The organism is Mycobacteroides franklinii, from assembly GCF_002013895.1.
Classification (GTDB): Bacteria; Actinomycetota; Actinomycetes; order Mycobacteriales; family Mycobacteriaceae; genus Mycobacterium; species Mycobacterium franklinii.
The window spans coordinates 219653-232023 of the sequence record NZ_MAFQ01000004.1; the positions used below are offsets into that span (position 1 = coordinate 219653).

The 12371-nt window shown below is 64.9% G+C and carries 12 protein-coding genes; 5 read left to right on the forward strand and 7 right to left on the reverse strand.

What is annotated here, in order from left to right:
* The first annotated feature begins 85 nt into the window (after nucleotides 1-85).
* The 3 genes from B4393_RS06950 to B4393_RS06960 are packed head-to-tail and all read left to right on the forward strand — an operon-like array spanning nucleotide 86 to nucleotide 2061.
* Nucleotides 86-1021, forward strand: a complete 936-nt coding sequence (locus B4393_RS06950; protein WP_078333523.1) for an LLM class F420-dependent oxidoreductase — start codon at nucleotides 86-88, stop codon at nucleotides 1019-1021.
* Nucleotides 1022-1047: 26 nt separating this feature from the next.
* A complete protein-coding gene (locus B4393_RS06955; RefSeq protein WP_078333496.1) occupies nucleotides 1048-1518 on the forward strand; it encodes a hypothetical protein in 471 nt (156 codons plus the stop codon).
* Nucleotides 1519-1575: 57 nt separating this feature from the next.
* Nucleotides 1576-2061, forward strand: a complete 486-nt coding sequence (locus B4393_RS06960; RefSeq protein WP_078333497.1) for a hypothetical protein — start codon at nucleotides 1576-1578, stop codon at nucleotides 2059-2061.
* Here the strand turns inward: B4393_RS06960 and B4393_RS06965 are convergent.
* From B4393_RS06965 to B4393_RS06990, 6 genes are all read right to left on the reverse strand, one after another.
* Nucleotides 2055-2438, reverse strand: coding sequence for a hypothetical protein (locus B4393_RS06965; protein WP_070938153.1), 384 nt, complete (start codon nucleotides 2436-2438; stop codon nucleotides 2055-2057). The two genes, B4393_RS06960 and B4393_RS06965, sit on opposite strands and share 7 nt — an antisense overlap.
* A 78-nt stretch (nucleotides 2439-2516) precedes the next feature.
* Entirely contained in the window at nucleotides 2517-3170 is a 654-nt protein-coding gene (locus tag B4393_RS06970) for a hypothetical protein (protein WP_070938152.1), read from the reverse strand.
* A 19-nt stretch (nucleotides 3171-3189) separates the two neighbouring features.
* On the reverse strand, nucleotides 3190-3846 hold the full coding sequence (locus B4393_RS06975) for a hypothetical protein (RefSeq protein WP_070938151.1): 657 nt from the start codon (nucleotides 3844-3846) through the stop codon (nucleotides 3190-3192).
* A 4-nt stretch (nucleotides 3847-3850) separates the two neighbouring features.
* Nucleotides 3851-5344: a dynamin family protein gene (locus B4393_RS06980; RefSeq protein ID WP_078282443.1), complete on the reverse strand. Its 1494-nt coding sequence runs from the start codon at nucleotides 5342-5344 to the stop codon at nucleotides 3851-3853.
* On the reverse strand, nucleotides 5341-7197 hold the full coding sequence (locus B4393_RS06985) for a dynamin-like GTPase family protein (RefSeq protein ID WP_078333498.1): 1857 nt from the start codon (nucleotides 7195-7197) through the stop codon (nucleotides 5341-5343). Before B4393_RS06985 ends, B4393_RS06980 begins: the two co-directional genes overlap by 4 nt.
* A gap of 124 nt (nucleotides 7198-7321) precedes the next feature.
* Nucleotides 7322-9121, reverse strand: coding sequence for an IniB N-terminal domain-containing protein (locus B4393_RS06990; RefSeq protein ID WP_078333499.1), 1800 nt, complete (start codon nucleotides 9119-9121; stop codon nucleotides 7322-7324).
* A gap of 379 nt (nucleotides 9122-9500) precedes the next feature.
* Here B4393_RS06990 and B4393_RS06995 point away from each other — a divergent pair, with 379 nt between their 5' ends.
* Nucleotides 9501-9890: a DoxX family protein gene (locus B4393_RS06995; protein ID WP_078333524.1), complete on the forward strand. Its 390-nt coding sequence runs from the start codon at nucleotides 9501-9503 to the stop codon at nucleotides 9888-9890.
* Between the two features lie 16 nt (nucleotides 9891-9906).
* Here the strand turns inward: B4393_RS06995 and B4393_RS07000 are convergent, their stop codons facing one another.
* Nucleotides 9907-10545, reverse strand: a complete 639-nt coding sequence (locus B4393_RS07000; protein ID WP_078281310.1) for an Rv0340 family IniB-related protein — start codon at nucleotides 10543-10545, stop codon at nucleotides 9907-9909.
* 181 nt (nucleotides 10546-10726) lie between these two features.
* Here B4393_RS07000 and B4393_RS07005 point away from each other — a divergent pair.
* Nucleotides 10727-12371: Hsp70 family protein (locus B4393_RS07005; RefSeq protein WP_078333500.1), on the forward strand; the 1645-nt coding region annotated here is incomplete at its 3' end.

The window sequence follows — 12371 nt, forward strand, 5'->3', positions numbered from 1 at the left end:
ACTCACGCACATTCTGTCCACTCACCGTAACCATCTGCACAAGTCACCTGTGCCCGGGTATGCGGCCTTACGTACGCTGGCGGTCATGGACTTCCGGGTATTCGTTGAACCGCAGCAAGGCGCCACCTACTCAGAGCAGCTGCGGGTGGCGCAGGCAGCCGAAGAGCTGGGGTTCTCCGCGTTCTTCCGGTCCGATCACTACCTGGCGATGGGCGGCGCGGACGGGCTGCCCGGGCCCACCGACGCATGGGTGACCCTCGGGGCGATGGCCCGGGAAACCACGGCCATTCGGCTGGGCACCCTGGTCACCTCGGCGACCTTCCGCCATCCGGGACCGCTGGCGATCACCGTCGCCCAGGTAGACGAGATGAGCAGCGGCCGAGTTGATTTCGGCCTGGGTGCCGGGTGGTTCAACGAGGAGCATGAGGCCTACGCGATGCCCTTCCCGCCGCTCGGCGAGCGGTTCGACCGTCTCGAAGAACAGCTGGACATCCTCACCGGTCTATGGTCCACGCCCACCGGCGATACCTACTCCTACGCGGGCAAGCACTACACGGTGACCGACTCGCCCGCACTGCCCAAACCGGTACAGGAACCGCACCCACCCATCGTCATCGGCGGTCTCGGCGTCAAGCGCACCCCGGCCCTGGCCGCCCGCTTCGCCGCCGAGTTCAACCTGCCGTTCCAGCCCGTCGACGTCGTCACCGACCGATATGCGCGGGTGGCGCAAGCGGTGGAAGCCGCAGGACGGCCCGCGGATTCGATGATCTACTCGGCGGCCTTCGCGCTATGCATCGGTGACACGGATGCCGATATCGCACGCCGCGCGGCGAACGCCGGCCGCGAGGTGGATGAAATCACCGAAAACAGTCCGCTCGCAGGTACTCCCGACGCAGTGGCGGAAAAACTGAGGGTCTACGTCGATGCCGGCGTTCAGCGGGTGTACGTCCAGCTACTCGACATGCGGGACCTGGATCACCTGGAGTTCTTCGCTTCGACCGTGATACCGCAATTCGCCTGACATTCTTCGGTTAGGCTCCTGCCCTGATGAGCCAGACACCCAGTCCACCCGAGGATGAGAGCTACTTCTCGGAGATGATCGAGGAGAACGAGAAGCCCACTCCTTGGTATCGAACCGGGCCCGCAATCGTGGGCACCATCGCCGCCATCATCGCGATCGTCGCGGTGCTCATGACCATCGTGCTGTCCACCGACAAGCGCGTCGTCAAGGACAACACACCACTGACATCGACGCCCGCTGTCTCGAGCACAACCCCCACCTCGGCGACGACTACGCCCTCGCCGGAGTCGTCGCCGATCGCGCCCAGCACGACCGAGCCGCCACAAGAGCCGATGGCGCCCGCTCAGACATCCGAGCCCACGTACTACGAGACCACGACGTCGCCGACGTATCGCTATCGGATACCCGCGATTCCGTCTCCACCAGCCATTCCGCCGATCCCGCCGATACCCCCAATCCCGCCGATTCCACAGATCCCGCAAATCCCCGGGCTTTAAGGAAGTTGGGTTACGCTCCGCACCATGTCCTACCCGGAGCCGCCAGAAGACCCGACGATGTTCAACCAGCAGTACCACGACCAGGGGCCCGACCAGCCCAATCCTTGGTACAAGCAACCTGCAGTGCTCATCGCGCTGGCGGGCGCGGGCGTGGCCGTCATCGCCGTGATTGCCGCGCTGGTGATCACACGTAGCGACGACAAGCCCGCCCCGGCGGGCACCACATCATCTGTGTCCTCGACGACAAGCTCAACACCTGCGGGTTCCAGCGGCGGCGGCCACGAGGGCCATGGCGGTCACGGCGGAAACAACGGCGGCGGCAATTCGACGGTGACCGAAACTCAGACGGTTTCGGAGTCGCCCACCAGTCAGGACACCACGACGACTCAGCCGACGACCACCACCACGACTACCGACTCGACCACCACGACGACCACTCAGCCGACAACCACGACAACCCAGCCGACGACGACCACTCGTCCCGCTGTAGTCGTCCCGATTCCTGGCGGCGGCAACATCCAGGTGCCCGTCGGGGGTCAGTGAGCCATTCGCATCCCGGGCGGCCCGGACAGACCATGATGCGTCTGCGCCGGGCTGCCGGGGGCGTTTTCCTTCCACAGGTGGCCTGCCGCGCATAGCGCAATCACGAAGGACAGCACGCCGATCGGGATGGCCCAGATACGGCGAGTGTCAAGCTTGGCGGCGCACTGGTCGTGATAGTTGGTCGATTGGTTCTGCGCGGAACTCATCTTGTCGAGCTCGGCGGATCGGGACAGTCGGGGCCCGACGGGCATACCGCAGGTCACGGTCTGCGCTGAGTCACCCGTACCGACCTGAATCGACACCGGGGTCAGCAGAACGGCCATCGCGATGATCGTCGCGATTCCGCATACGACTGAGAGGACTCCGCGTCCGTGCATGCCTGGGACGCTACGCCGTCAAGGGCACGCGATGGTGGTGATTCGGCATCTGCATCGGCACAAATCGAGCACCGATTTTTAGCAGGCAGCGCTCTTGGCGGTCCGGCAAATTGGTGCCGCCACGTCCCGCAGAACCTGGTGGTCGTCAGCGTCTACCCATGGAGCGCCGGCCGCCCCGGTGATGGCGTTTGTGACCGTCAGTTCGGCCACCGTCCCGGTGCCCGGCGGTTGCACCACGTACAGGTGGTACTGAGGTTGCTTGCCGCCCTGCGCCGGCAGCGTCACAGTGGCCGCGTGGCCGTTGGGTAGGTCAGTCACGCTGACCTGAGCGCCAATGGCGTTGAAGCAGTGGTCCAGTCGCGCACGCAACGACCGGTACACCGTCGACGCGTATTGATCGGTCACCAAAGTGTCTCCCGGCCAGTGCGCGATCACCTGCACCGCCGTCCAACCCGATTCGTCAGAGCTGACTGTCGCGGAGGCAGATTCGGGTGACTGCGGCAAATTCTCGCCCAGCGAGAAGCAGAGATTCGCCGACCAGAATGATGGACGGTCCACAACAGTCGCGTTGCGCGACAAGGGAGCCCAATGCGACACCTTGTCCATGGGGATGTCTCGGGGGCTGGTCCACACGCTGTCGGGCACAGACTTCGGTTCCGCGGCAGCCGGAACCGCGGTAGTAAGGCCGACGATCACGGCCACCGCCGAAACCGCCCGCAGCCACCCGCGCATCGTCACCGCAAGTCCCGCGCTAGCAGGAGCCCTTGCACAGCGGCTGGGCCAGCGCCCGCAGAACCGTGGCGTCATCGACCGGCTTCCATGGCGACGGCTCGCGGCCCGTCCGGGGCACGGTGACTGCCAGCTCCGAGACGGTGCCCGACTCCGGCGGAACCACGTTGTAGATGTGCACCTCGCTGGTGGGGTTGTCGCGCTCCTTGCCGACCAACAACGTCGCCGCAAAGCCGTACCACGACGGCGCGGGGCGCAGGTCGACGCTGATCACGTCACCGACTCCCGGGCAGTAATTCAGCTGAGACCGGATACCGCTTTGGAACGCCGCGGCGCCATCGGGGTTTCCTTCGGGCCACTGACCTGCCGCCTGCACGACGGACGCCGCCGTACCGGAGGCAGCCTGGGTGGCGATGGCCGATGCCGGTGGCAGCACGTCCGCCGACGGGCTGCCACAGAGCCGCATACTGAGGAAGGCCGCCCTCCCGGTTGCCGTGGGATTGGCCGCTGACCAGTGGTAATCACTGCTCATCGGAATCTCACCCGGGCTGATCCATACGCTGGCGGGAACGGGCTTAGGTGCGGGCCCCGCCGGATTGGGGGTCGGTTCGGCCGCAGCCGTCGCCGTGCCGAATCCAGCCCCAAGGGCGACGGTGGCGATGAACAGGCGCATCATCATCTGCTCAGTATGCCGGGCGCTCGTGCGCAGACAATTGGGTGAGTATTCCTTCTGCGCTGCGAACCGCCGCCAAACACAGCCGACTGGTGAACGGATCGTTGAGCGGGTGCTCGGCCCGCGCCCGCCAGCGCCCCACCGCATCAAGGGCCGCACGCCGCGGATCCGGACGCGTCTCGTCCAAACCCAAACGAGCGGAGGCATCCGTCCCGGAGGCTCCCAGCAGTCTGCGGATGAGCACCGTCTCGTGTTCGGTGAGCGTGGTGCTTCGGGAGGCCAGCTCGGCCAGCAGCCGCAACTCGTCGAAGGCGTGGGTATCGGCGAGCAGTGGGTCGATCTCGTCGATCACCTGACGCCCGCCCTGGACCGGATATGAGGTCAGCACCTGCCGGGCCGATAGCAGCGCGGTATGCGATTTGAGGATGCCGGCACGTTGACCGAATTGGTTGGCGATGATGTTGTGCAGCTCCACCAGCCCGCTGCGTTCCAGGAGCTCCTCGGCCAGCCCGGTGGCATCGGTGACGCCAATCCTGATGACGGTCACCGAGATCCGGATACCGAACATCCCGAATCGGTGCAGCAGCGCGGCCCGGGTCTGCGCGTCGACCGGTAGCGAATCATCCTCGCGCACAAACCTATCCACCGATAGCAGGGCCTTGGCCAGCACCTGCGGGTCCAGTTCTGCCAGCTTCTGCAGCGCGACGAACTCCGCCTGCCGCAGGGTGCGGGCGGTCAGCGCCAGCAGTCCCGCGACCGGGACGACCGCCTGACAGATGCCGGTGCGTTCCATCTCCCCGGCGAATCGGGCAGCGACCTCACGTGCGGACAACATCGCATCGAGCCTGCCGACGCCGATCTCGTCGGCGCGCGACACCACACCGACCACCCCGACAGCTCCGCCGCGCTCTCCGCCGACAAGCTTGCCGATCTGAGTGAGCAGCCCGATATCGGCCGCGTTCAGGCTGCGCAGCAGAAATATCACCGCGTCGACCCGGGGCACGCCATCTTCGGGCACCAGCAGCGCCAGGCTGCGTTCGGAGACATCGGTGGATAACGAGGACGTCCCCGGGGTGTCGATGAGCGTGAGCTCATTCAATTCCGGCGCGGGCCAATTGACATCAAGGTCGGCCACCGAAGCCGGATCCAGCCGGTCAAGTTCGAAGGAGAGCCCTCCCTCGCGACGAATGGGAATGTCCTGGCGCACGCCGCTGAAGAGATTGGCTGTGACCTGCGGGGCGGCGCCGTGCCGAAACCACGCCACGATCCGTGTCGCCTCGGTAGCGTCCGTGGGCGCGATGTCCTCTCCGACAAGTGCATTGACCAGAGTGGATTTGCCGGCGTTGAGGGTTCCGGCGATGGCGACGCGGATGGGTTCATCGAGCCTGGCGGCGATGTGTCGCAGTTCGTCGTGCGGCTCCGCGACACGCAGATACCGCGGATCGCTCTGGTAGGCGTACAGGGCGTCGCCGATGATGACGCGGGCCCGCTCAATGCTGCTCATGGCGTTTGCCGAACCCCCGCCATGCTCTCGATATGGGTGTTGACCTGGCGAAGGATATGCAATTGGCGCTGCACCTCGTTGGTACGCGAATCCCGGTCCTCGGCCTCCAACCGCGCCGAGGCGATGGCGGCCTGCAGCGACTCATTGAGTGATCGGGTGGTCTGGTTGGCGATCTCGCGGAAGTGATCGCGCAGCTGCCGCTGCACCAGCCGCAGCCGGTCGCGTGATTCCTTGAGTACCACGAAGGACACGTCATCGAGGAACCGGCGCACGTTGGTCTTGGCCTCACCCCGGATGCGCAGCATCCGGTTCTCCATGTCCTCGTTGTAGGTCTTCTTGCCCAGCATCGCGCCGGCGCCGAGTGAAATCAGATTGAACATTCCCAGCCCGGCAACGGAGGTCAGCATGCCGAACATGATGACGCCGCCATAGGACCCGCGAAGCCCCGTAATTGCCTTGTGCCCCAATTTAATCGGCTTGGCCTCAAGTTTCGACAGCGACTTCAGATCACTCAGGTCGGCGCCCATCTCGCTGGCCCGCAGGCGCGGCATCTTGACCGATTCCATGCCCGCGGTCGCGAAGGTCTCGGCCACCTGGGCGGCCAGATGCATCGCCCGCTGGTGCGCCCACACGAAGTTGTTTCCCACCGAGTTGGCCACAGCCTCTTCGAGTTTGGCCCCGACTTCGGCCCAGTTCTTGGTGGGGTCAGTGCGGTCGATGACCTCTTCGGTGCGCTGCAGGATGCGCCGGAATCGTGATTGCAGATCATGCTCGACATCGGTGGACACGTCGGTGATGCCGTCACCCAAAACCTGCTGCCACAGCGCGGTATGGGCGAGCGCCTCCTCGGCTTCGCGCTTGCGCCGCTCCAGATCCGAGGTGAGCTCATCTCGGCTCTGTGGGTCCTGCAAAGCACTCAGCTCGGCATCCAGGGTGAGGGTGAGATGCTCTGATGCCGAACCGATTTCAGCGATCGCCTGCTGCCTAGAGTTGGCCTGCTGATCGGCGATGGCGTTGCTCAGAAATGTCACCAGTGCAGGGAAGTTCGATTCGGCGTTGAGCTCCTTGTCATTGAGCTGCAACGCATGCGACCGCAGCGCCGACGACACCGCGATGGCGGGAACGCTGATCGCGGCGCGCTGCAGATGAGCGGAGTTGGCGGCCACCACGGCACGCCACTGCGGGTACAGGTCGGCCTTGGTGTTGACGATCGCCGCGACGGGGCACAGGTCAAGTGCTTGCTGGATGAAGACCAGTTCGGGCTCGGTGAATTCGGAGCTGAGGTCGCTGACCATGAGCATGACATCGGCGTCGGGAAGCAGACCGAGCGTGCTCGAGAGGTGCGGTTGCCCGAATCCGCCGACCCCGGGTGTATCCACCAGGCATAGACCGCTTTTAAGCATCGGGCTGGCCACCCTGACCTCTACCCGCAGCACCTCGCGCCCCCGTGCCTGCGGCGCCCGCTTGAGATCCTTGCCGATGTCTGCCACCGGAATCGGAATGATGTCGGGTTCTCCGGCAAGCCCGCCGCCGTCGTACTGTTCGGCGGGGGCAACAACCAGTGCGGCCGAGGGCTGGTCACCGTAACTGATAACGGTTGTCACCGAGGTAGTTTCATCATCTCCGACCCGTGCGACCGGCATGTTGAGCAGTGAGTTCACCAGCTGACTCTTGCCCTGCTTGAGCTGCCCGGCCACCACCACGCGCAGCGGACGGTCCAGAAGAATGTGGTCCACACGGTCCAGGCGGTCGATGAGATCGCCTCGATCGTTCTCGCCCGCGATCTTGCGCACATGCCCGAGCAGCTCGCTGATGAGCGCAAGCTGCTGGCCGTCTTGTGCGGTGTCAGACAAGGTCCCGTAACCCTTCTCGCTCGAAGTTCCTCATACTGTGCCATTTCTCTAGGTCAGCGCGGTCGGAGTATTGCCCCATGCGGATGCCCCGCACCGTTTCTGGTGCGGGGCATCGCGCCGGGGATTAGTGGTGCTCGGTGCCCGGCAGGGCGGTGTGGTCGGTCGCCGCCGCGTGGCTCTGGGCATGTCCCTGAGCTTCGAATCCGGTACCGGCCGCAGCATGCGAACCCATCGAGGAGCTCAACGACTCGTTCATCGAAGAACTGTGCGAGGCATTGAGCGAGCTGTTCATCGAGTCGTTGATGGCACTGGTGTGGGTGCCGCCGCCAACCGCAGTGCTGCCGCCAACAGAGCCAGAACCACTGAGTGCATCGTTGATGGCACTGGTGTGGGTGCCACCACCGACCGCAGTGCTGCCGCCGACAGAACCCGAGCCACTCGATGACTCACTAATGGCACCACCAACATGCGAACCCCCACCAATGGCACCACCAACATGAGAGCCACCACCCACGCCAGCACCAATACCGGTGTTCACACCACCACCGACCGCAGTGCTACCGCCAACAGAACCCGAGCCACCCAACGACTCACTAATGGCACCACCAACATGCGAACCCCCACCCACGCCAGCACCAATACCGGTGTTCACACCACCACCGACCGCAGTGCTACCGCCAACAGAACCCGAGCCACCCAACGACTCACTAATGGCGCCACCAACATGCGAACCCCCACCAATGGCACCACCAACATGAGAGCCACCACCCACGCCAGCACCAATACCGGTGTTCACACCACCACCGACCGCAGCGTTGCCGGCAACTGCGGCGTTACCCGCAACTGCGGCGTTGCCTGCGACCGCGGCGCTACCGGCCAAACCAGCATTAGCCGCCAAACCAGCATTGCCCGCCAAACCAGCGTTACCCGCCAAACCAGCGTTACCCGCCAAACCAGCGTTACCCGCCAAACCAGCATTGCCCGCCAAACCAGCGTTACCCGCCAAACCAGCATTGCCCGCCAAACCAGCGTTACCCGCCAAACCAGCGTTGCCGCCCACAGCGGCCGAACCTGCTCCGCTGGTCGTGGTACCGATATTCGCCTGGTTGTGTGACGCGATTTCGGTGTTAGTGGTGTTACCCGAGCCGATGTTGGTGCTGTTGCCCGAGCCGATGTTCGTCGAGCGGTCGGTGTTGAACGAATCGTTGATGTTGGTGGTGTTGCGCTGCGAATGGTCGTCGACGACGTTCACGCTCTTGTCGATGTTGGCAGAGCCGTGCCCGCTGACGTTGGTGTAGTCGCCACCAACCCGAGTTTGGCTCTGGTCCACACCGACACTGCTGCCGTGGTCGGCATTGATGATGTTGCTATCGCGCACATCGCCATTGACTGCGGTGGAACCCTTGCCGGAGGCGATCGGACCGGAGTTGCTGCCGCCCACGGCCACGGCACCGTCACCGATGGCGGTGGTGTCGCGGTTACCGAACTGCAGATCACCAAAGCTCAAGTCCAGCAGCGGACCGCGATTGAAGCTGTCGACGTTCCCGCTGGGGCTCATGAGCTGGTTGCCGCTCGCGATCGGATTGTGGCTCGCAAAGTCGGTGTCGTTGTGGCTCATGAAATCGTTGTCCCGGGGGCTCAGCAGCGACGGCGACAGGATATTCGGGCCGTCGGGCTGTGCGCCGTAGTAGTTCTGCAGGTTGCCCGACAGGTCGTGCATCGGGTTGCCGGTGTTGACCCACTGCGACTGGTAGCCGTAGTTGGAGGCCACCGACTCGGCGACGACCGGCATGACCGCGCCGACCTGTGCGGCGGTGACCGCGGACAGCCCGGCACTGGCCAGCGAGGCCTGCGGATCGGCGACGTAGCTTGCGGCCTGCACGGGGTCGCGGAACAGGTTCAGGATGAAGTCGATGATGGACACTGGGTCTCCTTTGATGATCGGAGTCAACCGGGTCTGTCCGGTCGAACTGAATACAAACCTACGAACCTGCAAGTGCCCTGAAAACGGGAAAACTTCCCCTTCTCCGCCTATCCCCCATGGGGGTTTGTGACCTCCCCCGTTAGGGGATTAGGGGACCACTAGGGGGTGTCTCGGACGGCCCTTCAGAATGAGCTTCATTAGATTTGCCATGGCGCCGTGTCCAGAGCCGTCACCAATGCGGCCAAATCGATATCGCTGCACTTCAAAGCCAAAAACACCCTCATCGAGGCGGTGCTGTTCCCCGGTGCCACACCGAACCATCTCAGTAGAAGGAACCAGGCATATGAACGCCCAGAAAGCCGGTCAGACCCTGCGGTGGGTGATTCCCACGGGTGCCCGCCTGGTTTTCGGCGTCATTCTGTTCCTGGAGGGCGCCCAGAAGATCTTTGGCTGGTGGAGCGGATCACCTACGGGCTCCGGACATCCCGAGCCGTTTCTCAACTGGCCGTATTGGTGGGCAGGCGTATTCGAGCTGGCGCTCGGCGTCTTGTTGACGGCGGGACTGTGGACACGCGTCTGCGCGGTCCTCGCGGCGGGGATGATGGCCTACGCGTACTTCTTCGAGCATCTGCCGGTGCATTGGGAACCCATGCAAAATGGCGGAGCTTTCGCGGCCACCTTCTGCTGGGGATTCCTGCTACTGGCGCTCGCGGCCGATGACACCCGGCTGTCCCTCGACAGGGTGCGAGCGCATCGCACTGGCGGCTGAAACCGGCGATCCGTCGCTAGAAGTGGTCGATTCCGGTGTCGTGATGACCGTGGTCGACCACAGCGTCGTGCCCCAGATTTCCCTGATCGAAGAACGGATCGTGCAGGCCGGAATCGATCGGACCGGCCGCACCTGCGTCGGCCCCGAAATGCTGGGGCTCGAACCCGGCGCTGGGGGTCTGCAGCGGGGCATGGAGCTGGTCGATCGCGGCGACCGCGCTGTCGGCCGACGGACTGAACTGATCGGGAACCGTGATCGCGTCCTGCCGAGTGGCCAGATCCGAGACGGCATTGGTCGCTGCGTGCAGCCCCGCGTCCAGGCTTGGGTCGTGTGTCGGCGCCGTAAAAGGTGAGTCGAACGCCGCGAAGGCCTGAGTCGCCGCACCACTTGCCCAGATGTTGTCGGCCGGCAGCGGCGTATGCACCGCATGTGACAGATCCGTCCCTCCGGGATTGGCGACCAGCTGGGCTGCCTGTGCACCCAAATTGGTCGGCATCGACTCGCTGACCACCGGAATCAACGCGGAAACATCCGAGGGCTGGACTCCCTCCAGATGTGCGTCGGCAATAACTTGCTGCGGATTGGCCGCATACTGGGCGGCCATATCCTGGTCACGGACCAGCGCCATGACGAAATCCAACAGGTTATTGCCCATGTCTGCGATGGTATGAGCCACGCGGATCCCCTGCTACGGGGAGCAACCCGTTGCCCACTAGTGCCCCATTGGGGGAGGCACGTTAGGGGATGTTCTGTCATTAGGGGGTGTGACGACCGTCATCCCCTACTGTTGGGCTGCGGGGTGAAACACGACAGCACCGCAGAACGAACGGATAGGTATGGCCAACGCACTGGGATTGTCGATCGGCGCCACTCAACTGGTCGCAACACCCGACGACCCGCAGAGCCAACCCGTCGTGCGCAGCTCGATCCTCACCCTGCATGAGGACGGCCCGCCCGAGGTGGGAGTGCCCAGTCAGCCCGGCCTGACGCTCACCGGATTCGTCGGCAGAGTCGGCGATCCGGTCGGCATCGTGGCGGCGGACGGATCGGTGCACCGCGCCGAATGGGCGCTGACCGAGGCGATGCGCGTGCTGATCGCCGATGCCGCCTCCACCGCGAACTTCACCGCACCCCCGGTGCTGTCGGCCTCCGTCCCCGCTCATTGGAGCCCGCAGACCGTCAGCACTCTGAGGGACGCGATCGACCGTGTACCCGCCCTTGCACCGGGTGGTCGGCAGCTGAAACTGATCCCGGATGCGCGCGCCGCCCTGGAGTCATTGGCCGCCGGTCCAGGCACGCCCGACCGCGGTGTCGTCGTGGTCTGCGATCTCGGCGGCTCGGGTAGCAGCATCACGCTCGCCGATGCCGCGCGCGGGTTCCAGCAGATCGGGCAGACCATCCGATTCGTCGAGTTTTCCGGCCAGCAGGTCGACCAGATGTTGTTGACCCAGGTCCTTACCGGTCTGAACCAGGACCCCGAGGGCACCACATCGGTGGGTGCGCTGACCCGGCTGCGCGATCAGTGCCGACTGGCCAAGGAGCGGCTCTCCGGCGAGACCGCGACCTCGGTGCCGGTGCAGCTGCCCGGGATCACCACGGACGTCCGTCTCACCCGCGCCGAACTGGAAGACCACCTGCGCGGACCGTTGTCCAGCCTGATCGATGCCATTCAGGACACCGTGGAGCGCAACGGAATTCATCCGGCGAATATCACCGCGGTCGCCTCGGTGGGCGGCAGTGCCAACATTCCCCTTGTCACCCAACAGCTTTCCGAGCGGATGCGAGTACCTGTCATCACCGGTCCGCAGCCGCAGCTGGCAGCCGCGCGCGGCGTGGCCCTGCTGGCGACGAGGCCCGATCTGCCGCCGCAGGACGCCACCGCGATGCGCCCGGTGGAACAGCCACCGGGTGACGCCACCATGATGCGCCCGGCCCCAACGGGTACCGGAACCTTCGCCGCGCCGGTTGCCGCGGCCGCTGCCGCCAACGACGCACCGGAATTGGCTTGGTCTCAAGATGATTCGGCGCCCGATCTGGCTCCACTACAGGAGACCGGCTACCAAAGCCCCTACACCGTCGATCTCGACGACGAGTACCACGGCCCCATCGAACCCACTACCGCCCGGCCCGAACTTCAGTTCAGCCACGATCCGCATGCGGCAGAAGACGACTACGACGACTACCCGCCGCTTCCGTGGTACCGCCGCCCCCTCGTGTGGTTCATCGCGGCGGCCGCGGTCGCCGGTATCGCCTTCACCGGGATGATGGTGTCACTGACCAGCAAGGAATCGCCGGCCCCGGCCACCACGACACCGAGCGTCAGCGTGGTGCCGAGCACGGGTGATGCCCCGGCCGAGCCGCCACCGTCACCGGAACCCCCGCCACCGCCGCAGACCCACACCGTGACGCAGTCGGTGCAGCCACCTCCCCCATCGCCGGAGCCACCTCCGCCGCCACCCCCCACTACGACGACCACCACAC